Source organism: Peribacillus frigoritolerans (assembly GCF_040250305.1).
Taxonomy (GTDB): domain Bacteria; phylum Bacillota; class Bacilli; order Bacillales; family DSM-1321; genus Peribacillus.
The window spans coordinates 925,788-952,619 of the sequence record NZ_CP158190.1; the positions used below are offsets into that span (position 1 = coordinate 925,788).

Annotated in this window: 26 protein-coding genes and 1 pseudogene; 20 read left to right on the plus strand and 7 right to left on the minus strand. The window is 34.7% G+C overall.

Features of this window, described 5'->3' with window-relative positions; translation table 11 throughout:
• Position 1 precedes the first annotated feature (1 nt).
• Positions 2 to 343, minus strand: a pseudogene (locus ABOA58_RS04585) (D-Ala-D-Ala carboxypeptidase VanY); the annotation flags it as partial.
• Positions 344 to 919: 576 nt separating this feature from the next.
• Between ABOA58_RS04585 and ABOA58_RS04590 the strand changes: the two are divergent.
• The 5 genes from ABOA58_RS04590 (at position 920) to ABOA58_RS04610 (ending at position 3,352) form a co-directional block, all read left to right on the plus strand.
• The gene (locus ABOA58_RS04590) at positions 920 to 1,282 is read left to right on the plus strand and encodes a cupin (protein ID WP_241638044.1); all 363 of its coding nucleotides are present in this window, start codon (positions 920 to 922) and stop codon (positions 1,280 to 1,282) included.
• A gap of 139 nt (positions 1,283 to 1,421) precedes the next feature.
• Positions 1,422 to 1,727 carry an NIPSNAP family protein gene (locus tag ABOA58_RS04595; protein ID WP_350301396.1) on the plus strand — a complete coding sequence of 102 codons (306 nt, stop codon included), beginning with the start codon at positions 1,422 to 1,424 and terminating at the stop codon, positions 1,725 to 1,727.
• A gap of 158 nt (positions 1,728 to 1,885) precedes the next feature.
• The gene (locus ABOA58_RS04600; protein WP_350301397.1) at positions 1,886 to 2,659 is read left to right on the plus strand and encodes an SDR family oxidoreductase; all 774 of its coding nucleotides are present in this window, start codon (positions 1,886 to 1,888) and stop codon (positions 2,657 to 2,659) included.
• A 233-nt stretch (positions 2,660 to 2,892) separates the two neighbouring features.
• Positions 2,893 to 3,072, plus strand: coding sequence for a hypothetical protein (locus ABOA58_RS04605; protein WP_350301398.1), 180 nt, complete (start codon positions 2,893 to 2,895; stop codon positions 3,070 to 3,072).
• Positions 3,073 to 3,214: 142 nt separating this feature from the next.
• Positions 3,215 to 3,352: a hypothetical protein gene (locus ABOA58_RS04610; protein WP_350301399.1), complete on the plus strand. Its 138-nt coding sequence runs from the start codon at positions 3,215 to 3,217 to the stop codon at positions 3,350 to 3,352.
• 720 nt (positions 3,353 to 4,072) lie between these two features.
• Here ABOA58_RS04610 and ABOA58_RS04615 read toward each other — a convergent pair.
• Complete coding sequence (locus ABOA58_RS04615; protein WP_350301400.1) at positions 4,073 to 4,417, minus strand: DUF6176 family protein; 345 nt, start codon at positions 4,415 to 4,417, stop codon at positions 4,073 to 4,075.
• Between the two features lie 222 nt (positions 4,418 to 4,639).
• Between ABOA58_RS04615 and ABOA58_RS04620 the strand changes: the two genes are divergently transcribed.
• The 9 genes from ABOA58_RS04620 (at position 4,640) to ABOA58_RS04660 (ending at position 14,092) form a co-directional block, all read left to right on the plus strand.
• Complete coding sequence (locus ABOA58_RS04620) at positions 4,640 to 4,774, plus strand: DUF3953 domain-containing protein (RefSeq protein WP_350302795.1); 135 nt, start codon at positions 4,640 to 4,642, stop codon at positions 4,772 to 4,774.
• Between the two features lie 682 nt (positions 4,775 to 5,456).
• Positions 5,457 to 5,855: a hypothetical protein gene (locus tag ABOA58_RS04625; protein WP_350301401.1), complete on the plus strand. Its 399-nt coding sequence runs from the start codon at positions 5,457 to 5,459 to the stop codon at positions 5,853 to 5,855.
• Positions 5,856 to 6,275: 420 nt separating this feature from the next.
• Positions 6,276 to 7,658, plus strand: a complete 1,383-nt coding sequence (locus ABOA58_RS04630; RefSeq protein ID WP_350301402.1) for a PLP-dependent aminotransferase family protein — start codon at positions 6,276 to 6,278, stop codon at positions 7,656 to 7,658.
• A 204-nt stretch (positions 7,659 to 7,862) separates the two neighbouring features.
• The gene (locus tag ABOA58_RS04635; protein ID WP_350301403.1) at positions 7,863 to 9,065 is read left to right on the plus strand and encodes a PLP-dependent aminotransferase family protein; all 1,203 of its coding nucleotides are present in this window, start codon (positions 7,863 to 7,865) and stop codon (positions 9,063 to 9,065) included.
• A gap of 317 nt (positions 9,066 to 9,382) precedes the next feature.
• Positions 9,383 to 10,276 (plus strand): DMT family transporter, encoded by an 894-nt coding sequence (locus ABOA58_RS04640; RefSeq protein ID WP_350301404.1) that lies wholly within the window; start codon positions 9,383 to 9,385, stop codon positions 10,274 to 10,276.
• 360 nt (positions 10,277 to 10,636) lie between these two features.
• Positions 10,637 to 11,179, plus strand: coding sequence for an isochorismatase family protein (locus ABOA58_RS04645; RefSeq protein WP_350302796.1), 543 nt, complete (start codon positions 10,637 to 10,639; stop codon positions 11,177 to 11,179).
• Between the two features lie 552 nt (positions 11,180 to 11,731).
• Positions 11,732 to 11,965 carry a hypothetical protein gene (locus tag ABOA58_RS04650; protein WP_350301405.1) on the plus strand — a complete coding sequence of 78 codons (234 nt, stop codon included), beginning with the start codon at positions 11,732 to 11,734 and terminating at the stop codon, positions 11,963 to 11,965.
• A 778-nt stretch (positions 11,966 to 12,743) separates the two neighbouring features.
• Positions 12,744 to 13,358 (plus strand): Type 1 glutamine amidotransferase-like domain-containing protein, encoded by a 615-nt coding sequence (locus tag ABOA58_RS04655; protein WP_350301406.1) that lies wholly within the window; start codon positions 12,744 to 12,746, stop codon positions 13,356 to 13,358.
• 215 nt (positions 13,359 to 13,573) lie between these two features.
• Entirely contained in the window at positions 13,574 to 14,092 is a 519-nt protein-coding gene (locus ABOA58_RS04660) for a histidine phosphatase family protein (RefSeq protein ID WP_350301407.1), read from the plus strand.
• Positions 14,093 to 14,363: 271 nt separating this feature from the next.
• Here the strand turns inward: ABOA58_RS04660 and ABOA58_RS04665 are convergent, their stop codons facing one another.
• Complete coding sequence (locus ABOA58_RS04665; protein ID WP_350301408.1) at positions 14,364 to 15,422, minus strand: YkvI family membrane protein; 1,059 nt, start codon at positions 15,420 to 15,422, stop codon at positions 14,364 to 14,366.
• Positions 15,423 to 15,545: 123 nt separating this feature from the next.
• Positions 15,546 to 16,445: a pyrroline-5-carboxylate reductase gene (proC, locus tag ABOA58_RS04670; protein ID WP_350301409.1), complete on the minus strand. Its 900-nt coding sequence runs from the start codon at positions 16,443 to 16,445 to the stop codon at positions 15,546 to 15,548.
• A 1,443-nt stretch (positions 16,446 to 17,888) separates the two neighbouring features.
• On the opposite strand from proC, the gene ABOA58_RS04675 reads away from it, so the two are divergent.
• From ABOA58_RS04675 to ABOA58_RS04685, 3 genes are all read left to right on the plus strand, one after another.
• Entirely contained in the window at positions 17,889 to 19,244 is a 1,356-nt protein-coding gene (locus ABOA58_RS04675; RefSeq protein ID WP_350301410.1) for a TrkH family potassium uptake protein, read from the plus strand.
• 632 nt (positions 19,245 to 19,876) lie between these two features.
• Complete coding sequence (locus ABOA58_RS04680; protein ID WP_350301411.1) at positions 19,877 to 20,347, plus strand: DUF6530 family protein; 471 nt, start codon at positions 19,877 to 19,879, stop codon at positions 20,345 to 20,347.
• Positions 20,348 to 20,360: 13 nt separating this feature from the next.
• Positions 20,361 to 22,607: an AAA family ATPase gene (locus tag ABOA58_RS04685; RefSeq protein WP_350301412.1), complete on the plus strand. Its 2,247-nt coding sequence runs from the start codon at positions 20,361 to 20,363 to the stop codon at positions 22,605 to 22,607.
• 198 nt (positions 22,608 to 22,805) lie between these two features.
• On the opposite strand, the gene ABOA58_RS04690 is transcribed toward ABOA58_RS04685, so the two are convergent.
• From ABOA58_RS04690 to ABOA58_RS04700, 3 genes are read right to left on the minus strand one after another with little or no spacing between them, the layout of a single operon-like run.
• Positions 22,806 to 23,087 (minus strand): hypothetical protein, encoded by a 282-nt coding sequence (locus ABOA58_RS04690; protein WP_350301413.1) that lies wholly within the window; start codon positions 23,085 to 23,087, stop codon positions 22,806 to 22,808.
• Between the two features lie 10 nt (positions 23,088 to 23,097).
• On the minus strand, positions 23,098 to 23,487 hold the full coding sequence (locus ABOA58_RS04695) for an SHOCT-like domain-containing protein (protein ID WP_063236560.1): 390 nt from the start codon (positions 23,485 to 23,487) through the stop codon (positions 23,098 to 23,100).
• A gap of 13 nt (positions 23,488 to 23,500) precedes the next feature.
• On the minus strand, positions 23,501 to 23,866 hold the full coding sequence (locus tag ABOA58_RS04700; RefSeq protein WP_350301414.1) for a DUF2089 domain-containing protein: 366 nt from the start codon (positions 23,864 to 23,866) through the stop codon (positions 23,501 to 23,503).
• Positions 23,867 to 24,439: 573 nt separating this feature from the next.
• On the opposite strand from ABOA58_RS04700, the gene ABOA58_RS04705 reads away from it, so the two are divergent.
• The 3 genes from ABOA58_RS04705 (at position 24,440) to ABOA58_RS04715 (ending at position 26,827) form a co-directional block, all read left to right on the plus strand.
• Positions 24,440 to 25,642, plus strand: a complete 1,203-nt coding sequence (locus ABOA58_RS04705) for a macrolide family glycosyltransferase (protein ID WP_350301415.1) — start codon at positions 24,440 to 24,442, stop codon at positions 25,640 to 25,642.
• A 132-nt stretch (positions 25,643 to 25,774) separates the two neighbouring features.
• On the plus strand, positions 25,775 to 26,419 hold the full coding sequence (locus ABOA58_RS04710; protein WP_350301416.1) for a Type 1 glutamine amidotransferase-like domain-containing protein: 645 nt from the start codon (positions 25,775 to 25,777) through the stop codon (positions 26,417 to 26,419).
• A gap of 96 nt (positions 26,420 to 26,515) precedes the next feature.
• Complete coding sequence (locus ABOA58_RS04715) at positions 26,516 to 26,827, plus strand: hypothetical protein (protein ID WP_350301417.1); 312 nt, start codon at positions 26,516 to 26,518, stop codon at positions 26,825 to 26,827.
• The last annotated feature ends 5 nt before the right edge of the window (positions 26,828 to 26,832 follow it).

Here is a 26,832-nt window from a genome sequence, read left to right on the forward strand (position 1 = left end):
CTTCCGAAAATTTTTCAGCTATTTCTTCTGATAATTTTATTTCACTATTAAGTAACTGGTATCAGGTTGTTAATTCTTTGTGTGTAAATAAATTTATGATATCCGATTTTATACCAGCTTGTTGAACAGCATATTCACTGTTAATCAAAAGCAGATTCCCTTGATAGATCTGCTCTTCTGTAATCTCAATCTTTTGGGGATTTTCAGTAGCTGTATTATCATTTTGTTCATATATTTGATCCTCTACTTTATCTTGGGAAATCGGTAATATATTAAAAATAAAAACTAGAAATAATGCAAAAACCAATAAATATCCCCACTTTTTTTTAGTCTCCTCCTTGATGTAACTTGTTTATAGGATAGGAAAAACTTTTAAAATAAAAAGTGGGGTAAATATTAAATTTTTCTTAAATTTTTACTTGTATTTTATTATTAATCTGCTTAGGAATCCGCCATTGGTAATTGTGTCTTTAAAATAAAATTGCGATGTTTGTAAGAAAGATGCGAAGTTTTGAATAAAGTTGTGATACTTTATCTTTACAATCAAAGATTTCTAAATGAGCTTTGATTGAACTTTTTTAGAAAACGGAGAGTCCATTCAAAATGGTTTCCTTTTATTAGCCATAGCTTGTGGGTTTACAGAAAATTTTAAATCAAACCTTATTCAAAACCAACACTAATAATTGATGGATTTTGACATACCGCCAGTGAAATATGAAATCACGTCGATAAAGTTGTTCCGATAAGAATCGCTTTTCTTAATGAACTAACGGGTGCTTTAGCTGAAGGAGCTGTCTTTAAGCAGCTTTTTCTTATGCAACTAACGGGGCAGATTAGTGAAAGAATAAATTTAAAACAGGACTATTGATTAAGTACGTAGTATTTAAAAAGTGAATGTAAAAAGAGGGGGGGAATCTTTTTGGAATTTTATAGATTTGACAAAGAAGTAGGAAAAAACGTTTCTCATTTTAATTCAAATTTCATTATGTCTCGAATTGTAAAAACAGAAAAACCTACACAAATTGGTTGTATGCATTTAGAAGCTAACGGAATTGTAGGTTTCCATCAAGCTGTTATCCCACAATTGCTCATTGTTGTAGATGGGGAAGGATGGGTTCGTGGTGATGATGAATTAAAAGTAAATATAAAAGCTAACGATGTGGTCTTTTGGGAAAAGGGTGAAGGACACGAAACAGCAACTGCCACTGGACTAACTGCAATTGTAATTGAATCTGAAGAATTAACCCCTTCTAATTTTATGCCAATTAAAGAACATAAATAAAAAAATCTTGTTGAACTAACGTATGCTTTACTTCAATGCTAAGAGCTGATCAGCAGCTCTTTTACTTATGGCACTAAAGGGGCAGGTTAGTTCAATTGCATGTTATGATGGAAAAAAATAGATTTTCAGGAGGATTAAAATGGTTACATGCTATCTGAAATATGTTATTGACCCTTATAAAGTAAAGGAATTCGAGGAATACGGTAAGATATGGATCCGATTAGTTAATAAATTGGGCGGTACACATCAAGGTTATTTTCTTCCACATGAGGGCGCTAATAACATTGCTTATGCCTTATTCACTTTCCCAAGTTTAGCAGCATATGAAGAGTACCGAATAAAAATGGCATTAGATGCAGAGTGTCAGGAAGCTTATAAATTAGCAGAAGAAACTAAATGTATTTTAAGTTATGAGAGAAGCTTTATGCGCCCTGTATTCGAGTGAGTGAACAGATAAAAACTTATACATATCTTGTTATGCTAACGGGTGCGCTAGTTTAAGATCGGAGCTGTCTTTAAGGCAGCTTTTTCTTTATGCAACTAACGGGGCAGGTTAGTGAAGTATTAAGACAAAACTTACTTTTGTAATGGAGGAATATCATAATGGACCAATTAAAAGGGAAAATTGCAATTATTACGGGAGTAAGCCGTCTGAAAGGGATTGGAGCTGCTATTTGTCAGGAGTTAGCTGAAACGGGTTACCATATATTTTTTACTTATTGGACAGATTATGATAAAAAAATGCCTTGGAGTATTGAATTAGATGAGCCCATGAAATTAAAAGAAGAATTAATAAAAAAAGGTGTTAAGGTATCATGTATGGAGTTAGATTTAACTTCATATGATGCACCTGAACAACTTATAAATAAAGTTTCTGAACAACTTGGTTATCCTGATATCTTGATTAATAACGCAGCATACTCAACTAACAACGATTTTTCTAATTTAACTGCCGAAGAATTAGATAAACATTACAAGGTAAATGTTCGTGCAACGACACTATTAAGTAGTAAATTTGCTCAAAGGTTTGATAAGAAATCAGGTGGAAGAATAGTCAATATTACTTCAGGTCAGTTTCGAGGACCAATGCCTGGCGAATTAGCATATGCAACAACAAAAGGAGCAGTTGATGCTCTAACTATTACATTGTCGGCTGAACTAGCCCCTTTAGGAATAACGGTTAATGCATTAAATCCAGGTCCAACTGATACAGGGTGGATGACAGAGGAAATAAAAAATGAATTAAAACCGATGTTTCCTTTCGGTAGAATAGGAAAACCAAGAGATGTTGCAAAAACTATTAAATTTCTAGTGAGCGATGAAGCAGATTGGATTACAGGTCAGATTATTCATTCAGAAGGTGGATTTAAAAGGTAAATTAAACTAAAAAAGTCTTTGGTTCTAGAACCTTTTTGTTGTATTAAATTCCAAGGATAGATATCAATTTGTGAAGGATTGTACTTAAACTAACAGGTGCTTTACTTCATTATCAGGAGCTGATCAGCAGCTCCTTTTCTTATGCAACTATTGGGCAGGGTAGTTGTATAAAGAAAATTGAAATTTTGTGGTAAAATTAGATAATTATGTAGATTAGGGAGGATATTGAATAAATGAGTAATTGGTTATACATTCTTTATGCTGTAATTTTAGGAATAGTATCTACGTTTACTGGGGAAATAGTAACCTTTGTTATGTTGGGGGTTATTCTAATTGCATTGAATAATATAAATTCAACTCTTAAAAAGATTTATCTTCAAAATAATGAGAGAAGTAATAACGAAGATAAATAGATGTGAAAATAATTAATTTGATTTAAAACTAACCGGTGCTTTATTTCAATAACAGGAGCTGATTAGAAGCTCTTTTTCTTATGGAACTAACGGGGCAGGTTTAACGGGTACTTAACTGAAATAAATTAGCGGGAGATTAAAAATGGATATAATCGTTGGAATTGCCATTGTACTTATTTTGTTTTTTTCTTCAAGCATAATTGAAAAAAGGTTGAAATCTATTGAGAAACAAAACAATCGTGTAATAGAAATCTTAGAAGAAATAAGAGATAAAAAATAATATGTTATTAAGTAACGAGGTAAGTCAGTTGAAAAAGGGAGTTTGTTAGCAAAAAAATCATCAATGCTTGAAGGTAGTTCAGAATTTAACGAATTAAGTGACAGACTAGAAGAAAAGAAAAAAGGCTTAATGAACTAACGGGTGCTTTACTTCAATAAGAGAGGTTGCTGAGGCAGCTTTTTTCTTATAGCACTAAAGGGGTAGGTGGAATAGGTTAAATGATATTTACGGAGGAAGATATAACTTCAAATAAAAACATTCTAAATTTCACTTTAAATGGATATACACTATAAAAAAAGGAGGGCAATTCAGATTGGAATTCAAATTTGGGAACGGTGCTATTGTGCTACCCCCTTTACACATTACGATTATCGCAATAATTATTATTTTCTTTTTAGTAAGGTGGAGCAAGAAATTAGAAACACGACGATTTACGATTTTCTTTTACTTTCTGATAAGCACTTACATTGCTCCTGTTTTTTCCCGCAGTACAAAAGAAGGTGTCTTTCAGCTATGGATTCCGTTGGGTTTTATATTAGTTTTCTTTTACTTGTTTCGCAGTAAAAGAAACCATCCATCAAAAATGAAAGCGAGTATTTTAGGACTTTGCATAGCGTTATATCAGTTAATTCTTCAATATGTTAGGTAGTTTTTGGTATTAGAGCAATTGCTTATTTCAGTGTGTCAAACTATCAAAAAAAAGACCTTAAATAGTAGAGGTCATTTCATATTTTGTCTTATATTTTCTGGAATCATAACTACTTCTGTTTTTAAATCAACAGGTCTGAATGTTTCATCAATACATTCTTTCCAATACTCTAAATGCTTCTTATCTATCCAGTGGTCTGATTCCTGCACTTCTTGTCCGCCTTGACCCTGGACAGAGTACCAATATAAAAACTCATCACCATTTAGATATTCTCTAAATATAGTTTCAACATACATTTTTTCGGCTTCAAGGGTTATTAGCACATCATTCATATTTTCGTTTAGAAACTTTAACCATTCATCTACCCGTTCCGATTTACCTTCCTTAACTCTAAATCTTGTTAGTTCTACATTCATATTTCTCCCCCGTTTAATTGGTTATCTTGCTTACATTACATATTTTAGCAGGTTTTAACCTAACAGGTGCAATAAGGGAGTACTTTGGCACATCTTTTTCTTATGGAACTAAAGGGGCAGGCTAGTGAAAGAAGTAATTTCCATTTCATAAAAATGAAAAGGTGTTAATGGTATGATTGTAAAAGAAATAATGCCGAACTTAGTGAGTTAATGCCGTATTATATGTTTTTCCTTGAGGCATATATGTTGGTGACAGGATTAGCCGAACTTCAAAAAGACAGAAAAGGATTTTGGGGGTATATGAATATTGTTGTCTCTTTATTTCTTTTCTTTTTTTACATACCGTATTTCTTATAGAACTAACAGGTGCTTTAGCTGAAGATCGGAGCTGTCTTTAAAGGCAGCTTTTTCTTTATGCAACTAACGGTGCAGGTTGGTTTCATAAGAGATATAATAAAACTTCAATGATTAAATGTAATAAAAGAGTTCAACAAGCTAAGGTTATTTCGGTAGCCTGTTCCTTATTTGGCTAACAAGGCAGGTTATATTAGGCGGGTTTTGTAATGGGATTGTTACTTGAAAAAGAGAAAGTACTAAACCATTTATCCTGATTAGATATTTAATGATAATAGCAACGGGCTTAATTTTAATATTAAGTTTAATTAACGATTTTAATTTTAGTTTCATAAAATATATAATTCTTTTATCAGGAATTGGTTCAATAATAGATGGATTTGAATGTTTTTTTAAAAAAGAGGCTAAGAAGCAGATGTTATTAGATTTTGGTATTGCGGTTATATGGTTCGCAGTATTCTTGGTATTACATTTATATGGTGGTTCGTAACATTTTTTATAGAACTTACGGGTGCTTTAGCTGAAGATCGGAGCTGTCTTAAAGGCAGCTTTTTCTTATGGAACTAACGGTGCAGGTTAGTTTGTTTAATAAGCGTAGTATGTTCGTACTGTGTAAAAACAAATATAAACATTTTGTGGAAATAATTACATTAATTAGTTAAAATGTTTACGAGGTGATTTTGTTTTGGGATACACAGGTTTGTTCGTAATGCTGGCAATTATCTTTTTAATAGTAATTTCCAATAGGCATTTATTTTGGTGGATAAAAGTCACAATAGCAGCCTATTATTCTGTAATTTCTTATATCTTTATCACTACTAAAAACAAAATTGATAGACAATATGAGAATATTCTTCCTGTACCAGATGCATATTGGGATAAGAATTCAGGATGGGTTAATACAATGGTTGGTTATTATTTCTGGCCTTTGGCAATAATTCTCCTTTTTATTTACTACAAATGGTATAGAAGTGTACAAAGCAGGACAGCAAAAGGATGGATTGTTGTAAGTTTCATTCCAGCAACTGCTATTTTTTTTATTATTACTTTTTTCTTTGGATTTGGATACGGGTACAGACCATAAGGTTTGTACCTTTATTTTATTGCATAGTTTGTGTCAACTCTATACTAAGCCTTTTTCTTATGGAACTAAAGAGCAGGATAGTTGTAAAGTGCTGTTTGATCTTTAATTGAGCCATATTCTGGAGTAACTGATTGTGCAAATGATCAAAATTTGAAATAAATGTTATTAAGTATGCTCTTATTAATTAATAAGGAATGTTGATGGTGGATAATAAAGGCAATATGGAGGCTGCTAGTAACTCCATAGTTTTTTCCACTAATGGGTTCCTTTCCGAAATATCCTTGCTGCGTGTATGTTCCAGGGCAACGAGCATTCCACACACTATTAGTAAAAATTTTAAAAGAATTTATGGATTTGAATTTGTTGCCATACAATTTTATAATTGTATGATTAATGTTGGTATGAAAAAGGGTGAGGAATGTGCCGATTAATTCGTTTGAGGATTATCCAATGACATGGAAGCCGACAATAAATCGAGAAGACAGACCGATTTATCAGGCATTAGCTAAGCAGTTGGAATATGACATTATAGAGGGGCGCTTAGTGCCTGGCACGAAACTTCCACCACAAAGGGAGTTAGCGGATTACTTAGAGGTGAATCTAAGTACGATTTCGAAAGCTTTTAAAGTATCTGAGTTAAAAGGACTGGTCAGTGCGACCATAGGTAGTGGCACTTATGTTTCGTACGATGCGATTTCGAACGCTTATTTGCTTGCAGAAGAAAAGCCAAAGCATTTAATTGAAATGGGAGCAATTTTACCAGATCGTGTGTCGTATGGACCTTTATTTGACTTATTGCAATCGATGTTACAAGAATCAGATTGTGCGAGATGGTTTGGATACAGTCGGCCAGGCGATGCGATTTGGCAAAAAGATGCAGGCGTCAAATTATTGAAATTTGCCGGTTTTGAAACGACTAGAGAACATATCTTACTTGCTACTGGCGGACAAAACGCCATCACGGCAACACTTGCAAGCCTTTGTCAGCATGGAGATCGAATTGGTGTAGATCACCATACATATCCAGGCTTAAAGACAGCAGCCGCGATGCTGGGGATTCAGCTTGTACCGATTCGTTCAGAATCTGATGAAATGAGTCCGGAAGCACTTCTTTATGCATGTAAAAATGAAAATATTAAAGGATTATATATTATCCCAGATTATCAGAATCCGATGACATATACGATGAGCGTTGAAACTCGTAAGGCTATTGCTGAGTTAGCTGTAAAGTATAATTTATTTATTATTGAAGATGGAGCGTATCATTTAATCCAAGAAAAAGTGTTGCCGGCTGTAGCGACATATGCTCCTGAGCATACGATTTATATAGCGAGTTTATCGAAATCAATGGCACCTGGACTCCGTCTTGCTTATGTGGCAGTTCCTTTAAAATACCTGGATTCTACTCGAAAAGCTCTTTATAATTTAAATATTTCCGTATCGCCACTACTTGCAGAGTTAGCATCACGAGTAATTGTATCGAATCAGTTTGAAAACATTGTTGCATTTCATAAAGAGGAAACAAAAGCTCGCAATCAGTTGGTTAATCAATATTTAGGTAAAGAGAACTGTTTAGGTGAAGAAACAGGGATTTTTCATTGGTTACATCTGCCGCATAAGTATACAGGTGACCAATTTGAACAACTAGCTGCAGCACAAGGTGTACAGGTATATAGTGGAGGGCGATTTGCGGTAGGTAATGTCGCACCGGCAAATGCCGTACGTGTGGGGATTTGTGCTCCAGAAACGAGAGAGGAACTTGAAAAAGCTCTTATAATACTAAGAAAAATAATTGAATTGTAAAATAAATATTGTTTGCCATACAATAATTATATTGTATGGCTTTTTTTTTACGTGTTATGATAATTCAAACTTAGTTGGGGGATGAAAGGAAATATTAATTTTGGTGTCATAGGCTTATCCCTTTATATAAAAATCTGAATATTCCAATAAAATAAGAAGTGGTAGGTAAAAAAATTGAAATGTTAAAGGAAGGAATGTTTACAATTGGAAAATAAATTTGCTGAGAGGGCCCGTCTAGTTAATTCTTCTGAGACCCGTGAAATATTAAAAGTAACAGAAAGGCCAGAAATCATTTCTTTTGCGGGAGGACTTCCAGCTCCGGAGCTGTTTCCTGTTGAAGCCCTTAAAGTTGCTTGCAATGTTGTATTGAATGAAGAGGGCGCGGCTTCTCTTCAATATAGTACTACTGAAGGCTATGGTCCGTTGAGAGAAGCTATATGTCAAAGGATGAAAGCCATTGGGATTAACTCTGCTATTAACAATGTTCTTATCACTTCAGGGTCCCAGCAAGCAATAGATCTTACTGGAAGATTATTTATCAACGAAGGAGATACCATTATTTGTGAAAGCCCAACCTATCTTGCAGCAATTAATGCATTTAAATCATACAATGCAAACTTTGTGGAGGTAGCTATGGACAATGATGGGATGATAATGGAAGAGCTAGAGAGGAAACTGCAAGAGCATCCTGGCGCAAAATTCATTTATACTATTCCCGATTTCCAGAACCCTACAGGTCGTACATTAAAACTTCAAAGACGTAAAAGAATGATCGAACTTGCTAATCAATACGATGTACTGATTGTAGAAGATAATCCTTATGGAGCTATTAGGTTTGCTGGAGAGGGAATCCCTCCAGTGAAACATTTTGACACAGAGAACAGAGTAATTTATATGAGCACGTTCTCTAAAATTTTCACTCCAGGCATGCGAATTGGATGGATTTGTGCAGATCAATCGTTTATTGATAAGTACGTGGCTTTCAAGCAAACAGCTGATTTACATACCGACAGCTTTGCTCAAAGGATAACAGCTAAGTATATGGAACTTTACGATATGGAAGAGCATATTAAAGAAATCAAAGCAGTATATAAAGCAAGATGTACAAAAATGTTAAAATGCATAAAAGAATTCTTTCCGGAAAATTTGTCTTACAGTAAGCCAGAAGGTGGGTTGTTTATTTGGATCGAGCTCCCAGAGGGGGTTGATTCCAGACATATATTTACAGAGTGCTTGAAAAATAATGTTGCTTGTGTTCCTGGTGTTCCATTCTTTCCAAATGGCACACAGAAGAACACTTTACGTTTAAATTACTCGAATATGCCTGAAGACCAAATCATTGAAGGCATGAAGCGTATGGGGGATGTATTACATCGTGAATTAAATAAAGAGACAATATGTTTGTAACTAAAGGAAACAAAAAATAATTAAATCAAACACCAAAACCATTTATAAATATATTTACCGTCTAAATGTTTAATGAAAGCACTATTCTTAAAAATATCCAATTTAAAAAATAAGATTTTAATTGTATTATTAATAAATCTTATATTTGAATAATCAGGAGGCTTATTATGCCAATATCATTTATAAATCCATATATTACAAAGCCCGTTTCGACATCACCACCACCACCGTTTACTCCTGTATATACGCTTATATATAAAACAGATTAAGAATCTGCGAAATATATAAGCTGTTTCGCAGATTCGAAGGAGTAGGCGATGAAATCTAAAATTCAGTTTATATTATCAATGATTATTTTCGGTACAATGGGTTTAGTTGTGAAAAACATTGATTTATCTTCGAGTGAAACAGCTTTTCTAAGCAGTTCAATTGGGTGTCTCTTTTTAGTGTTTGTATTTTTCATTATGAAGAAATCCATTCCATGGAAATTAGTGAAAGTTAATGCTTCTACCCTTTTTCTTTCTGCGATTGCATTGGGAGGGAATTGGATTTTTCTTTATCAATCCTACGATCATACAACACTTGCCAATGCAACACTTGGGTATTATTTTGCGCCAGTGTTTGTCATGGTTCTCTCGCCATTTGTACTTAAGGAGCTTTTACCAATTAAAAAAATTGTTTGTATTGGTGTAGCGATATTAGGTATGTTATTGATTATTGGAAACGGCATTAGCGCCTCTGGTAAAGATGATCTACTTGGAATCCTTTTCGGGTTAGTTGCGGCTGCATTTTATTCAGCTTTAATGTTATTAAACAAATTCATTCAAAACATGGGCATGTTAGAGATTACAATCATTCAACTTGGAACAACTGCTTTACTTCTCTTTCCCTATGTATTATTCACTGAGGGATTCGGTATCTTGGAAGTCTCAAGATCTTCCGTTCCTTTTATAATACTCTTAGGCGTTGTTAACACTGGTATTGGCTTTTGGTTATTTTTTTCCGGTATGCTAAAGTTAAAGGGACAAAGCATCGCTATGCTAAGCTATGTAGATCCTTTTGTAGCTATACTGATTTCTGCTGTAATCTTACAGGAAAAAATGACAATTGTTCAAATCATAGGTGGCACACTCCTTTTAGGTTCAACTTTTATTAGTGAAAATAATACAATTAATTTTCGAAAACGACACACGAAGATTTTAACAAAATAAAGAAACGGGGCAGTGAGGGGAAATCCCTCACTGCTTTTTACTATATTCCAAGTGAAAAGTCTAAGTTTTGTTACACTCTACTGCCACTAAATTACTTCTTTATTTAACTGACGCAGAGTTTGTGTCACTCTACAATAAGTCTTAATGAACTAACGGGTGAGTTGGCTGAAGATCGGAGCTGTCTTTAAGGCAGCTTTTTCTTATGGAACTAAAGGGGCAGGTTTGTTCAAGAAGGTATTAGGAAATCTTTTGACGAAAATATAAAGAGCTTAGTAAGAAGCGCTTAAAATACCATATAGAAAAACAGGAAAAAACTAACTGCTAAAAAATTCAGGGGGGAAAATATAGAAACAAACATTACTGATAATCGATGCTCAACAGGAATTAATAGAAGGTAATAAAGAAAAACAAGGAGTCTTTGAGAAAGAAAAAATCATTAACAACATTAATACTGTAATTGAAAAAGCGATAAATGAAAGTATCCCCGTTGTTTTTATAAGAGATTTAGATGTTTCAAATGGAGAAGGACCTGGATTCCAGATACACAGGGATATTAAAATACCATCAACTGCTATCATATTTGATAAAGCTGCCACAAATTCATTTTATGGAACCCCATTACATGAACATTTAAGTGAAAACAATGTAGATCATATTGTAATAATGGGATGTAAGACGGAACATTGTATTGATTCAGCTGTTAGAACAGCAACAATCAATCATTTTGATGTAACATTAGTTGGTGATGGACATTCTACTTCTGACTCAAAAAACTTATCTGCAAAACAAATAATCCTTCATCACAATGACACCCTTCACGGTCACTATAATGTAGACAATTTTTCACTTGTTAGAAATTCTAATGAAGAATTGTTTAAACCTATTCACAATAATTATCGATAATAATCATCTTCAATTAACGAGTGCGTTAGCTGAAGATCAGAGCTGTCTTTAAGGCAGCTTTTTTCTTATGGAACTATCGGGGCAGGTTTGTTGAAGAAGGATTGAAACTTTATTAATTTAGGAATCGTATAACTGAGAGTAATACGGGTAGGAAACGATAACGATAAGGGATGATAAATAATGGAGACTTGTAGCAAATGCGGCAACGAACTTACTAGAGCCTATATTTCTGGAATTCAAGGAGAATTTCAGATAAACAAAGAAGCAAGAGGTTTTTTCACGGATAGTCCGATTTACAGCAAAGTATCTCCTTATGTTTGTTCTAAATGTGGGTATTTAGAGTTCTATGTAGAACAACCTGACAAATTCAAATAATGAAAGGGATTTCTACTTATTGTAAAAGACTCAAGGTTGCTGATGCAGCCTTTTTCTTATGGCCCTAACGGGGCAGGTTAGTTTAATTAACTGACATTATAATAGGGATGAAATAGAATATAAAACGAAACTTTCTTTATGTATATTCCGTAAGTATTGTAAAAAGGAGGAAGAAAGATGAAAAGAAATGTTGGGATTTTTATCGTTGTACTCATTTCAATAGGAATGGCTGATTTAATACAGGGAATTATTTTAACATCAATATATACACCAGATTCTTACTCAACGAATGGTCAAGAAATGGAACCCTTCCTACAATACATTATCTCAGCTATAACCGTAACCTTAGCTCTTTGGAGTGTTCACAAGGTAAAGCTTTTATTAAAAGGCTCTAAATCACCAAGGTTTTAATAATAGAGAACATATTGAAAAGACAGGACTTAATGAACTAAAGGGTGCGTTAGCTGAAGATCGGCGCTGTCTTTAAGGTAGCTTTTTCTTATGGCCCTCTCGGGGCAGGTTAGTTCCATAAGGAAATGGATTATTTTACACTAATGAATAATTACTCTTTATTGTTATTATTTTCTTAAAGGTTCAAATTATTTTAATTTGATATCGTTAATTCACCATTAAGGAATGTGATTTACTGTGAGAGCAATAAATAAAATTAACTTAGTTACAAAGTTATTAATTTTTTTAATTTTTGTCTCTTTTAATACATATATTTGTTTTTATGCAAAAGACAAAACAGAAGGTATAGTTACTGCGTGTATAGGTATCTTTCTAGTGATATTGGTTGCAACTATGGGATTTCTTCTAGATAGAAGCAACCATATGTATGTAAGACAAAGAGGATGAAAAAGGAAAGGCAAAAAAGAGGGTTTTTCAAAGGGATAATGATTGAAATTCGTGATTCAATCTTATATGAATTCGTTTTTAACCTCTTTACTCTTATTCCAAGAATGATAGTTCGTTTAGTAAAAAGTTTATTTTAACTAATTGTGTCGGAAGTAATTCTTAATGAACTAACGGGTACGTTAGCTGAAGATCAGAGCTGTCTTAAAGGCAGCTCTTTTCTTTTGGAACTAAAGGGGCAGGTCAGTTCTATAAGAAATATTTAAAAAGGAAGGGATTTCCTTTTTTTGCTGGAACATATAAAAGTATATATAAATAAAAGAGGTTGATTTTAATGACAAAGATTTTATTAACTTCTAATGGATTTTTTACAGATTTAATTAAACAACAATTTTTGCAACTAATTGATGGAGATTTGAGTAATCTAAAAGCAACAATAATTACTACTGCTTCTCATAAAAAACAAAATAATAGATTCGCAATGAAAGCAAGAGAAGACCTCTTAGGATTTGGATTTAAGAAGGTTGATTTTATTGATATAGAATTTGATAAACCTGAACTACTTGAGAAATATAATGTAATCTATATCAACGGAGGAAATCCATTTTATTTGTTATACCATTTGAAAAAGAGTGGGGCTGACTTAAAATTAAAGGAAATAGCAAAACAAAACACCATATTAGTTGGGGTAAGTGCCGGAGCAATTATTCTTGGACCAAACATTAATGTTATAGATTATTTTACTCCTCAAATGAATACCGTGAATATTAAAGATTTAACTGCATTAAGAATAACCGACGAAGCTATAATTCCTCATTATGATAGGGAGGATTTATTTCCGGACTCTTCTAGCAAGACAATTGAAGATAGGTTGAAAGTCTTCGAAAAGCTAAATAATTGTTCTGTTGTCAGATTGAGGGATGACCAATTTTTACTTATAAATAATTAATTTGTTTTTGAACTAACAGTGCGGTAGCTGAAGATCAGAGCTGTCTTAAGGCAACTTTTTCTTATGGAACTAAGGGACAGTTTAGTTGAACAAGGTTCTTAAAAAACCTTAATAGGAGTTATATCAAATACCTCAGTTTATATTCTTTTAAAGGTTTTATTAAAGTTAAATTGAATTATTAATATGGATAAATAAAACAAAGTTGAGGTGTTATCTTGCAGATACTTTTAATTCGACATGGTGAGTCAGAAGACGATTTTCTAGAAGAAAATTACGAAGGAACTACAGATTTACCACTAACTATTAAGGGAGTTGAACAAGTAGAAAAAATGTGCCGGCGTGTATCAGAAGAGTTTCCACCAGAATTCATATGGTCAAGTACCTTGCTTCGTGCTAGTAAAACTGCTGAAACTTTATCAAATACTATCCAATGCCCAGTAACATTCTTAGATGATTTACGAGAGATGCAAGATATGGAGAGTAAATTTGATTTTAGATTACGAGCACAAAATGTTCTTTCCTATATTAGAGAGAACAGTGCAAATTATAAACGAATTGCTATAATATCCCATGGGGGGATGATTACTAAAATGATTGAAAGCTTTCTTCAATTACCACCCGAAATTAATGATGTGTGGTTCAATTCTAATAATACAGGTATACATCTTCTTGAGTATACCGATCATCCATACAAACTTATAAGATTTTTAAATAGTACTACGCATTTGAATTAACTTATGTTCATGATAAAAAATTTTAACTCCTTTAAAATCAGAAGCTGAGCGTTAGCTAATCGGAGCTGTCTTTAAGGCAGCTTTTTCTTATGGCACTAACGGGGCAGGATAGTTCCATAAGAAAAATTGGAAATATATGTGGTGATATAGGAAGAAATATATTAAGTACATAAACCAAACGGTATACATATAAAAGCTGTTTTTATAATGAAGAGACTCAATTAGGGTAAGCAGTAAATATCATTTAACAGAGAGCTTATCGTTATTCCATTTAATTTTCTTTCGTTAATCGACTCATTCGGAATGAAGCAATGATGAGAACGATAATAAGAACAATTCCCATATAGCCAAAGATTGGATAGAGAGAGGAAACAAGTTTAGTAAAGCCAAAGAAGCTTGCTATAAACCCTATTAACAGTGATGAAATAACGATTACTTTAAATTTTGTGGTCTGGGGATCTGAAAAGCGTGTTCCTAATGAGTAGAACATGCTGACTGCCGTATTGAAAATCATAGCGAAAAGAACGAGAGAGTACAGAATACCTAAGAGAGGTGAAAAACTGTTGGCGATTCCCAACATTGGCATATCTATATCCGCTACATTATTAATATTTGAGAAAATAGTAAGGTGACTAATTATAACAAGTAAACCTAAAGCAATCCCTCCTGTAAGTCCTCCAATGGATGATATCCTTTCATCAGGTTCATTTCCACCCATAACAAGTGTCATTGAAGCCCCCATTGCAATGGTTATTGAAATATAGTTTATTGCAGATATAAGCCAATGTCCCGCAGCTGAATTTTGTTCCAGCGCATGTGGTTCAAGTGACGTAAACGATGAATTCATTGTAAACATACTATAAATAAATAGAAAAAGTACGACAAGAATCAGAAATGGTGTGACGGATGCAATTACCTTAATCACACGGTCAACTTTCAGCATAACTGTTATCATAACAAGAACGGTCATAAGAATTGTGCCGATAACGGAAGGTAATCCGAATTGCTGATCAAAGATCGAGCCTGACCCCGCAATCATGACAATTCCTACACCAAATAAGATGGCGTTCAGAACATAATCAATGATCCAGCCGAGAAAGCGACCACTAATCTTATAAATTACTTCCTGATGCGAATCTGTTTGTGTACGACTGCCAAGCTTCATCAGAATCATTCCAAGGTATGCAAAGATAGCGACTGAAATGATAGCTCCAATTGTTCCCAAGTGCCCGAAGCTTACAAAATACAGCATGGTTTCTTGTCCTGAGGCGAACCCGGCTCCGATAAGAATTCCGATAAAAGCGCTAGCAATCTTAAGGATTCTCTTCATGTTGTCCTCCGTTTTTCTTACGTTTATATTTTTTTCTTAACTAGTTGATAGGATTATTATTTGATAGCATCTTTTGATACATAATTTGCTAAGGAGGCTCCATGGTGGTATTTCTTGAAATAATTAATTTAGACACCGTCCTCTCATGGTACTGAAGTTCCCCAGTACTCTCGGGGGAATAGTCGATTTCCTGTACGCTACTTCCATCTCTTCATTCAGCTCTTTCGAACGTTTCGCTGCATGATGAATCGCCTGTGAAATGGCTCTGCCACCATTATTTTTCCTTAAAGCATCAAGTCCGGATGCTGTCGTTCCATTTGGTGAAGTCACTTTCTCTCTGAGACTTGCCGGTGCCTCGTCGTTCACCATAATCATCTTGGCTGCGCCTAAAATCGTTTGGGCGACAATCTCACGGACCATCGCTTCATCCATACCCTTTTTAACGCCAGCGTGTTCCATATGCTCCATTAAATAATAGAAGTAAGCAGGTCCGCTCCCTGCAATTCCTGTAAAAATATCCATTTGCTCTTCTTCAATTAAGAACACTTTTCCCATACAGCCAAACAGTTCTTTCACTGCTATCACATTGTCCATCGCTGTATGTTTTCCCGGACATAATGCAGTTGCCGACTCCCGGATCATGCTCGACGTATTCGGCATCAACCGCACAACCTGCTGTCCAAGCTGTAGATGATTTTCCATGAATTCAGTGGAAATGCCCGCTAATACAGAAATCACAACTTGATCCACTCTTATTTTATCTTTGAGTGCATCGAGAGCATCTGCTGCTCCCTGGGGCTTCATTGCCAAAATAAAGAAATCAACGTCTTCATATGGCAATGCATCCTGATGGACCGCATGAACTCCATACACGTGATTCATTTCCTCGAGTCGTAATTGATTGCTGCGATTTGTCACATAAATTCTCTCTGCTGGTATGCTCCCAATCTGCACAATTCCTGAAATCATCGACTCTGCCATCGAACCGGCTCCTAAAAATGCAACAGTTTTATCTCTCAACATTATGCCCCCCTAAAAGTTCATTGTTCGTAATTCTGTTCGTATTTTTCAACCTTTTTATCGTAACATGCTGAGATTTAGATTCAAGGGAAGAGAGGACATTCACAAGGAAAAGGCCGAGATAGTGAAGGGAAGCGTTATCATTTGGTGCTAACATGCCAGTCAGGTCATTTAATCAGGGATAATCGGCTGTAATCGGGGTATTTGCGATATTTTAGGAAGAAAAACGAAATTAAACAATTCATGTCGTTACAGGTTTTGTCCGCATTTTTTGTCTGTAAAATGCCCTTTTAATAATCGCTCTCCCATTTTATCTAAGACTTGACCTTAATTTATTGAGGGGAGAAGCACAATTTTTGTCTTTTTATGAATAGTTACCTGACAATCTTTTAGCAGGCTTCTTTAAGGGGTTTAGCAAGAATATTAAAAATGGCATCCTTTCCGAAGCAATGTATTATGAGATAGGTTTTATAAAGACCCTGCAAACAAGTGAGGAAGGGCAACCGACGACTACTTTATTGGCCCAACTAACTTATAGCCCTTTATATATCATCACTGTAATAGTGGCTCTTGGAGTGCTTATTTTCTTAAGAAGTGAAAAAGGTTGCTTAATGTTTTTGATTAGAATTTGGGCTGTGGGTCATATAATTATTTACTTACTAGCTATTTACTTTAATTTAACAACCCTAATTAATGCACAGTTTGTGTCAACTCTGCATAAGTCTTAATGAACTAACGGGTGCGTTAGCACCATAGAAAGGCTGTCAATTGGCGGCCTTTTGAAAGTAAATCAAAGTCATTGTTTTTATTAAATCCTTGAAAATGTAAGCGCTTTCTATTATAATGATAATGGGTTGGATGGCATGTGTGGCTGTCATAGTATCTGGCGTAGGCGGGGCCGATACTAGGAAGAGGGCTTAGGAAATGTCCTTTTTTATTTGTTAAAACTAGTTTTTTATGCGGTCAGAAGTCAAAATATTAATGCCCATCGGTGAATAATAACATACATAAACAATAAAAACGAAAGACATTAAACCCCTTGTGGCCTAAGGGGTTTTTAGCATGCTGCTTAATTACATCTTCCATAATTAGATAAATAAATATGAATTACAACAAGCTCTAGTGGTTAATCTAGGGGTTTTATTGGTCATCTAGCAAACCCACATCAAGGTTGTACAAAATCCTGTTAAACGATAAAACATGACTAAGAACCAAACCCTTGATACACATGGGTTTGGCTTTTGTTGCTACTTCCTAAAATTTACTTTATGTAAAATAGATTTGTATAACGTATTCATTCGATCCTTTGAGGTCTTCTTCAATGGGAGAGTTTATTTTCTTAATTTAATGGACAAATTATTATAAGTTGAAATTGTGCAATGGTACGTTACGTTAATTCAGAATTAGGTGTAAGTTTGTCAAAAAACATATAGAAGTTGGAGAGAAATGAATAGTAAAATAGAGAACTTTACAAAACGACTATCTGCTGCTCAAATAATTGTTTTTTATTACCTGGTGGCTGTAGTGGTTTCAACCATTTTATTGCTGCTTCCTATTACTCAAACGCAGAATGCAGAGCTCTCATTTATTGATGGAGTATTCATTTCTATTAGTGCGGTAACTGTAACGGGATTATCCACGGCAGATGTAAGCCAGCTGCTTAGTGTTCCCGGTACGTTTATTTTTGCCATCATCCTCCAGTTTGGTGGAATTGGGGTCATGGCTTTCGGAACCATACTATGGCTTGTATCAGGAAGGAAAATAGGACTCAGGGCAAGAATACTCATGACGACAGAACAAAACAGCCCCACGTTTTCCGGGATTGTTCGGTTCATACGAATGATCTTCTTTTTCTTTGTCATGATTGAGCTATTAGGGGCTATTGTCTTCGGTACATATTTTTTGAAGTATTTCCCAACATGGCAAGAGGCTTATTTGCAGGGTTTCTTCGCCTCTGTGTCTGCTACGACAAATGCCGGTTTTGATATCACAGGAAAATCACTGATTCCGTTTGCAGACGATTATTTTGTCCTGACCCTTAATATAGTACTCTTTATTATCGGATCCCTTGGGTTTCCTGTTTTAATGGAGGTAAGCCAGTGGATCAGGCATAAGGGAAAGATGCCATTCCGGTTTTCCTTGTTCACAAAAATTACAACCGCAACTTTTTTCATACTGATCGTAATTGGAGCCATTCTCATTTATCTGTTTGAGTACAGTCATTTCTATGTGGAAAAGACTTGGCATCAATCCTTTGTCCATTCTTTGTTTTATTCGACATCTTCAAGGACTGGCGGAATGGCGATCAGCGATGTCAATCAATTTTCAGTACCTACCATTTTGTTACTGAGTATTTTTATGTTCATTGGGGCATCCCCCAGCAGTGCTGGGGGTGGGATAAGAACCACCACGTTTGCTGTGATGCTGCTTACCATTTACAACTATGCGAAAGGGAACAGAACAATAAAAATATTCAAAAGGGAGATCGATGAGGAAGATATCATCAAGTCATTCATCGTTTTCACAACAGGTATGATCCTGTGCAGTGTGGCAGTTGTCATTCTTGAATGCATTGAATCTGCCTTTTCCCTAACGGAAATTTTATTCGAAGTCTCCTCTGCTTTTGGCACTGTAGGCCTTTCGCTTGGCATTACACCGGAATTGAGTACTGCCGGGAAGGTCGTAATCATGACTTTAATGTTTATAGGGAAAATAGGGATGTTTACCTTCTTATTCAGCATGGGAGGCAAACCAGTTAAACATCCGTATCATTATCCCAAAGAGCGCATCATTATAGGATGAAAACGTAATACTGCAAAGGTAATCCATTAATAAATGATAAAAAAAGGTAATCAACATGCAAAAGTGCAATACAATTTGTATTGAATATTCTTTTCATCTTCAACTATCCCCCACTTATATTATATAAGCAGCAAAAAGGATCTTTCAGTTTTGAAGGTCCTTTTTTTATACCGATAACATTTTATTATGTTAACCATCCCCTTACAAATAAGGTTTTAGTTACATTGATCGCAACCTTTTAGCCCGTGCTAAAAACCTCTGTTTTTCTCATAAGGATAAATAATTTTTTTTCAAATTTTTCATCGTACAAGAGACATATATAAATCAGACTCTCGAATATATCCCGTTTAAATTCTTCTAATAATGCGTTCCAAAAAAATCTGAAATCTACATTATTCAAACATAATCATTTTTATTATACATAATAATAAACAGAAATAACTTTTGTTTGCAATATAACAAACATAATAATATAATGTTTGTTAATTGGCAGGAGTCGAGTGTGGTATTTAAAATATGAATTTCACCTGTCCTATATACATTTTGTTGATTATGGATTTCTAAGCAGAAATTCTGACGGAACATCGTATTGGGTGAAGGACTAAAACGAAAAAATAAAAAGGAGCAATGATATGAATAGAGATGGATATAGGTATAACTCAATTATCACTGTTGAAAATTACGACAAAGTAGATGGTAAGGCTGCCTATGGTAAAGGAATCGATTCGTTAAGCGCAGGAATGCTACAGGGAAAATCTCCTAGAACAGGAGATATCGTTGGAAAAATTGTAATGACTGATGATTCTGCTCAAGAAATTGAGTTATCTGCCACTAGAATTTTAGATTTAGCCATCCTTATTTTATCGACCAACTTATATTTTAGAGATGCATATAAATTTGAAAAACTGTATGATCCTGAAAATCCAATCGTTACTGCTTTAGGTTTGCAGGGAAATAAGATGCAAATAGAAATTGACACAAAAAACGAAAATTTAGATAAAGATATTCAATATTTTTATGATATGTTGCAATCGGATGGCGAAATTTTGGGAGAAAGATTTAGAGTCATCAACGATATTATGAAAGATATGGGATATCGGTAAGGAGAGTTATAAAATGATAAGAGGATTTGTCGTTTCAGATGGCAGGAAATTTACAGAAGAAGAAATACAAATGATTTGGAAAAAGCCTCCTAGTCATCAAGAAAGTGTGGAGGAAGTACGTGTTGCCGATACACTCAATAGGAATTGGCAAAATGGAGAACTGCGAGTCATCAATGTTCTGCTAGAGGGGGATGCTGGCTCAGGTAAAACACAACTTGCCAAAGCTCTCTCTCATGATCTTCAATTGCCATATACGAAAATTACCTGTTTTGCCGACATGGATAAATCAGATGTTTTCGGCTCACTTTTGCCTGTAATGGAAGAAGCACAAGTGGAAGATAAAAAAATAATTCAGTTTTTTGAACATAATAGCACGACGCAGCAGCTTTTAGAAAATTTGTCTTCCTATCTACAATTAAATATGACAGAAACGAAAGAATACTTGGCAAAACTTGAAAAGAAAATCAAAGACACCGGTAAGAATGTAACCTATAAGTATTATCCATCAGAAATCGTTCGTGCACTACAAGAAGGCTACTTGCTAGAGATACAGGAACCTACTGTCATTAGAGATGCATCGGTTTTAGTTGCATTGAATTCCGCTCTTGAAATTGATGGTATTTTAAATACTCCAACTGGAATGATCAAACGGCACCATGATGCTGTAGTGGTTATTACAACCAATAGAAATTATCAGGGGAATAGACCTCTTAATGAATCATTACGTGATCGAGTTCAACACACGGAACGAATGAATCTTCCTTCTAAGGAAGTGATGGTCAAACGGGGTTTCAGCAAAGTTGGTTTTGCAGATGAAGAGCTATTAGCAATGATGGCTGAAATCATTATTTTATTAGATGCTATCTCAAAAGCTAATGGAATCAAAGGTGTAGCAGGAATGAGAAGTTATTTCTATTGGGTGAATGCAGTGCATCAAGGAGAAAATATCTTTGATTCTATTTATCAAAAAGTTATCTATAAAATCACTACCGATGAAACGGAGATTGGAATACTAGAAAAAGAATTAGAAAGCAGTCAATTATTGGAGCGTATTCAATCTTATTTACTGAATCAAAAGAATCCAATGAACAAACCGCAAGCTCCTCTAGGGTCACCAATGGTAGATAAATATGAGGAACAACGAGACGGTGAGGATGAACTTCAAAAAGATACATCTTCCTTTGATTTTCCAAAAGATGAGGAGGAAATCCAAAATAGTGATTCCGCTTTGCCTCAACAAGAAAAAGGGAATCCATTAGAAATTTTTTCTGAAAAGAGATCAAAGGACATTGAAATCGATAGTAATAAAGGAAAAGAGCATGAGGAATCTCAAACAGGCATTTCTCAGCAACAAGTAAAACAGATGCCGGAAATACTAGAGAAGCATGAAGCAGAAAAGAAAAAAGAGTTGAATAAAGAAGCTCGAACGCTTATGAAAAACACGATTCATCAAAAAGAAGGGATCATTATCCACCGTCCTCATGCAACGAATGAAAGTATGAGTGAAGCAGAAAGTATTAAAAAGGAAATAACACCTCTTGTGGATAGTATGGCAAGAAAAATTCTTGCTGTATTAGAAAAAGAAGAGTCAGAAACATACACTCAAGGGAAGTTATACGGTACGCGATTTAATGCTTCTAAAGTTGTGATGGGAGATTATCGTTACTTTGATAAAAAAAATCCGCCAACTGAAAATCCCTCTCTAGCTGTAGCAATACGTATAGATGAATCTGGTTCCATGGTTCGGGCTCAACGAATGGAGAGTGCCAAAAAAGCAATAATCGCTTTAACAGAGTTTTGTAGAATGTTAAATGTTCCTTTGATGATTTATGGAGACACTGCAGATATTAGTCAAAGGGAAATGACTTCACTATACTCGTACAAAGAGTTTGATGATGGGTACGAAGGTGTTATAGGAAAAATTGCGACAATGAAGCCTCGCCAAAATAATCGTGACGGTGTTAATATGCGAATATTAGCCGAAAAATTATCGAAACAAGTTGCTTCTACCAAGCTATTGATAAATATTAGTGATGGACAACCAAAAGCCATGCCTAATTATTCTGGAGATGCAGCGAGGGTGGATATCCAATCAGTTATTAGTGAATATGAAAGAAAAGACGTGCTATTCCTATCTGTGGCTATTGGAGAAGATAAAGAAAAGATTGCAGAATTACACGGAAGAGAGAGATTTCTCGATATGACAGACCTTAAGTCGTTTCCTCAAAAATTAGTGGAAACAATCAGTCGCTTTTTATAGGAAAGATTTAAAAATGGATGAAAAACGCACTCAAAAAAGCACTGTTATGGTATCAATAAAGATTTTTCCGTTTTTTTTTACCCCGTCCTAATTAGAACGGGGTTATGCTTGTTTGAGCTTTTAAAATTAAATAACTTTGTGAGAAATTAGGATTTTCCTTCAAAATGCCAGGCAGTGGTCGGCGTATTCTATAATAAATTATAGTCTAACCTTAACCTCAGTGCCGTCCTTTGCTTTGACATCTACTAGCACGATTCCCTTATAATTTTTCAGTTCCTTGACGATAGGCTTTAGCATATTTTTGTCTATTAACGGAAAGGTAAAGTCCAGTTTTTTTCTTTCGAAGTGCTCTTTTGTCCATTTGTTTACATTTTGCTGAAGAAATTTTGAAGACAAAATGGAAATAACAATGTTTAAAATGGCATATGGAACTGGGATGGTAAACCGAACGTCTTTTGCTTTCACTTTTACATACATCATAAACAAATCACTAATCAATGATGACGGAAACGGTATCCCCGTTTGCCGATTTAATATCAACAATTTGGCCATCTAATTCGTTTTCGATTGCTTCAATAATAAGGCTTATGTCTATATCTTTAACGTATTTTTCCGATTGAGGAATACTCGCTGCGATGCTGTGTCCAGCCACTAATACTGCCTTGACCAGTTTTATAGGCAAATTGACCGTGACGTTATCATTTTCGGCGGATACAACACGAACTTTTAATGTTTTATCTAAATATTTAGTCGGTTTTTCAAGAAGCTTATTACCTGTCTCTTCTTTCTCTTTTAATATTTGAATCAATTCTGATCCCTTATCTGCATCAATCTTCCCTTCTTGAACCATTGTTAACACTCTTGTAATTTCCTCTTTCATGATAAATTCCTCCCTATTCCTCTTTTAAGAGCTTAATGGCTTCTTCTGGTGTTATTTCGCCATTTTCCAACATGGTGACAACTTTTTTCTCGTCCACTTCATTTTTCTTCTTCTGCACATATCCAAGGGATGAAATGATGTCAGTTAGCTTGCCTCGAACCGTTGGATACGAAATCCCCAGTTCCTTTTCAACTTCCTTGATATTCCCTCTGCATGTTAAAAATACTTCCACAAAATGAAGCTGATCCTTTGATAAGGATGCCAGCTTAGATATTTCAAACTCATTTTCAATCGTAGTGTGACAATGAGAGCACTGCAACTTTGTAATTTTCAATGTTTTACTGCAGACAGGACAATTTGTGATTAATTTATAAGCCATAATGAAATCCCTTCCTTTTATTAATTCGATTATAAAACAATAATTTAAAAATATAAATAATAAAATTTAAATTTTTAATAAAAATAATCAATAATATTAATTTGTCGTTTAATATTATTGATTATCCGTTTTTATTATTCATTCAAGTATTATATTACCATTAGGGTTGAAATTGTAGACATTCTTCTTGTGTAAAATACCCAGTTACATAATGAGCACGATTACTTAGTCTTTGAGATGCTGATTAATAATCCATGGATATTTGATATTAATATTCCAACTATGATGATTCAGCAGTCGTTGGCATTGATGTATGATTTAATGATTTAGAACTTGAAAATTATTAAGCTTACGGGTTGATTAATCTCCGATTATGCAGTTATTTGAGGACTTAGTCTTTATTAATGTGTGGAATTCCTTTTTCAGCTAAACTCCTCTGATGTCCACCAAAACAAGGGTGATTAGGAGTTTGAGATTTTCAAGTATTGTACTATGATAAATTTAAATTAATTGAGTTTGGAAGGGTATGGTACTGTGACCTTACTCTTACAGACTTATATAAGGAGTGGTGAAATGGCACGTGTTTTATTTATTAATGGTGGATCAGAAGGACATATCAATCCAACTATTGGAGTTGTCCAAGAGCTTATTTCGCGTGGAGAAGAGGTAGTGTACTTTACTATAGAGGCTTATCGAGAACGTATCGAGAAGACGGGAGCTACTGTACGAACAATTGACGGTGAAAAATTTATAAAAGCTTTTCTCTCTGGTGGAAGAAATTATTTACTCGAAAGAATCAACGGTCTTTTACGTACGGTAGATATCGTCATACCTAGCGTTCTTGAACAGATCAAAGGAGAGCATTTTGATTACATCATCCATGATTCCATGTTTGGTTGTGGACGTTTACTTGCCCAAATCCTTAAGCTTCCCGCAATCAATTCTTGTACTTCTTTTGCGCAGACAAAAGCATCATTCGATAAAATGCTGGAACAGCTTTCTAAAGAAATACCTGCAGAAAAGGTTAAACCTATATACGATGAATTTCATAGACTAACGGTAACGGTGAAGGAAAAATATGATGTCGAGATCCATTCTCCTTACGAAGTTTTTTGTAACCCTGCACCACTTTCAATCGTTTATACAACTAGGGAGTTTCAACCTTTTAAAGAAGCATTCGACCAAACTTATAAATTTGTAGGTCCATCCATATCTTCACGGTTAAAACAGGATAACTTTGACCTTGCTGCTATCAAAGGAAAAAGTCCCCTTTACATTTCCCTAGGGACAGTTTTTAACCGGTCTCTTGATTTTTATAAGCTTTGTTTTGAAGCATTTGGAAATAGCAATCACACGGTTGTGATGTCGATCGGTCAACAAATCCCACTAATTGATTTGGGAGAGATCCCCCAAAACTTCATTGTAAAAAAATATGTTCCACAAACGGAAGTGCTAAAATGCACTAAATTATTTATCACACATGGCGGAATGAATAGTACCAATGAGGGTCTCTACTACGGGGTTCCTCTAATTGTAATCCCACAAAGCGCGGATCAGCCGATTATTGCAGAGCAAGTTGCCAATATCGGAGCCGGTATTAAATTACAAATGCAAAGCTTGACTGCAAATCAACTACGTGAGGCCGCAGATCATGTGTTAAACGACCCATCTTTCCATAAATCTGTTTCAAATATAAGGGAATCTTTTCAAAAATCGGGTGGATATCACCAAGCTGTTGATGAGATTTTTGAAATTAAAAGACAATACGATATTTAAAGATGAATGATCGGCGGCATTTTCTTAGTGGGTATGGAAATCCTTTTTCTTATGGCACTCTTTGGGCATGAAGAGCGTTGACCTAAAAAGGTATTGTCCTTTTTACATAGAAAAATAAAATGGGGGACATATATGGAAATTTGTTTAATTGGTGGCGGAAATCACACAAATAATGAATTAGGTGAAGTGTTCTTGGAACTTTCAAAAATGATTAAACCTGAAGCTAAGATTTTAATAATCCCTTTTGCAACCGACAATTCCAGATATGAAAGTTGGATGGCAAGTATTACACAAGCCTTTTCAATCATGGAGAATGTAAGTATTGAATTATTAAATGAAGACCTTTCAGACAAAGAAATGAAAAAGTCTATAATAGAACATGATATTCTCTATTTTATAGGTGGAAAGCCAGAAAGGTTAATCCATGTAATTGAAGAAAAAGGACTTACCCCAATTATCAAAAACTTTCAAGGTTTTATCATTGGATATAGTGCGGGTTCTTTAGCTTTCTGTAATGATTGCATAATAACAAAAGATAAAGACTATCCAGAAACGGTAGTGATCAAGGGGTTAGGTTTAGTTGGGTTTTGCGTTGAGGTCCATTACGAGGATAATATAGATGGAGAATTATTTCCCCTATCAAATGAACGAAAGATATATGCAATACCAAATGGAAGTGCAGTTTTCTCCAAGAACGGGGAACTATATAAAGGTATAAATGATATCTATTCGTTTCAAAATATGGAAAAGGAAATAGTGAATTCCAAAGTATTATAGAACTGGCAGGCGCTTTATCCCAATAAGCCGCGGCAGCATTTTTTATATGCGGGAGCAAGGTCGCAGGAAGCTAAGGATAGAGAAAAGGAGACTGCAATGAAAGTAAATTTAATGATCTTCATTACATCAATAAAAGAACAAGAAAAGAATAGGTTAATGATGAAAACATTTGAATCTGATATTCGTCCTGTTACAGGGGATATAATCGATGATCCTGGGTTCGATCCACGATTTCATAATGGATATGAAGTTGTAAAGGTTACCATAAATTATGCTTCGAATGAATGTTTTGTATCCCTGCACCCGCTTGCGATCGAAATCGAGGAAATCAGGATGGAAACTTATTTGGAGAAACTGGAAGCACACGGTTGGCGTGCTGTCTCAAAAGAAGAATTGAAAAGTATGTAAAAATG

Coding starts and splice junctions, on each gene's coding strand:
- ABOA58_RS04595 (WP_350301396.1), top strand. CDS start 1,422: ATGGTTACATGCTATCTGAAATATGTTATTGACCCTTATAAAGTAAAG.
- ABOA58_RS04600 (WP_350301397.1), top strand. CDS start 1,886: ATGGACCAATTAAAAGGGAAAATTGCAATTATTACGGGAGTAAGCCGT.
- ABOA58_RS04605 (WP_350301398.1), top strand. CDS start 2,893: ATGAGTAATTGGTTATACATTCTTTATGCTGTAATTTTAGGAATAGTA.
- ABOA58_RS04610 (WP_350301399.1), top strand. CDS start 3,215: ATGGATATAATCGTTGGAATTGCCATTGTACTTATTTTGTTTTTTTCT.
- ABOA58_RS04615 (WP_350301400.1), bottom strand. CDS start 4,417: ATGAATGTAGAACTAACAAGATTTAGAGTTAAGGAAGGTAAATCGGAA.
- ABOA58_RS04620 (WP_350302795.1), top strand. CDS start 4,640: ATGTTTTTCCTTGAGGCATATATGTTGGTGACAGGATTAGCCGAACTT.
- ABOA58_RS04640 (WP_350301404.1), top strand. CDS start 9,383: ATGAAATCTAAAATTCAGTTTATATTATCAATGATTATTTTCGGTACA.
- ABOA58_RS04650 (WP_350301405.1), top strand. CDS start 11,732: ATGAAAAGAAATGTTGGGATTTTTATCGTTGTACTCATTTCAATAGGA.
- ABOA58_RS04655 (WP_350301406.1), top strand. CDS start 12,744: ATGACAAAGATTTTATTAACTTCTAATGGATTTTTTACAGATTTAATT.
- ABOA58_RS04665 (WP_350301408.1), bottom strand. CDS start 15,422: ATGAAGAGAATCCTTAAGATTGCTAGCGCTTTTATCGGAATTCTTATC.
- proC (WP_350301409.1), bottom strand. CDS start 16,445: ATGTTGAGAGATAAAACTGTTGCATTTTTAGGAGCCGGTTCGATGGCA.
- ABOA58_RS04675 (WP_350301410.1), top strand. CDS start 17,889: ATGAATAGTAAAATAGAGAACTTTACAAAACGACTATCTGCTGCTCAA.
- ABOA58_RS04680 (WP_350301411.1), top strand. CDS start 19,877: ATGAATAGAGATGGATATAGGTATAACTCAATTATCACTGTTGAAAAT.
- ABOA58_RS04685 (WP_350301412.1), top strand. CDS start 20,361: ATGATAAGAGGATTTGTCGTTTCAGATGGCAGGAAATTTACAGAAGAA.
- ABOA58_RS04690 (WP_350301413.1), bottom strand. CDS start 23,087: ATGATGTATGTAAAAGTGAAAGCAAAAGACGTTCGGTTTACCATCCCA.
- ABOA58_RS04695 (WP_063236560.1), bottom strand. CDS start 23,487: ATGAAAGAGGAAATTACAAGAGTGTTAACAATGGTTCAAGAAGGGAAG.
- ABOA58_RS04700 (WP_350301414.1), bottom strand. CDS start 23,866: ATGGCTTATAAATTAATCACAAATTGTCCTGTCTGCAGTAAAACATTG.
- ABOA58_RS04705 (WP_350301415.1), top strand. CDS start 24,440: ATGGCACGTGTTTTATTTATTAATGGTGGATCAGAAGGACATATCAAT.
- ABOA58_RS04710 (WP_350301416.1), top strand. CDS start 25,775: ATGGAAATTTGTTTAATTGGTGGCGGAAATCACACAAATAATGAATTA.
- ABOA58_RS04715 (WP_350301417.1), top strand. CDS start 26,516: ATGAAAGTAAATTTAATGATCTTCATTACATCAATAAAAGAACAAGAA.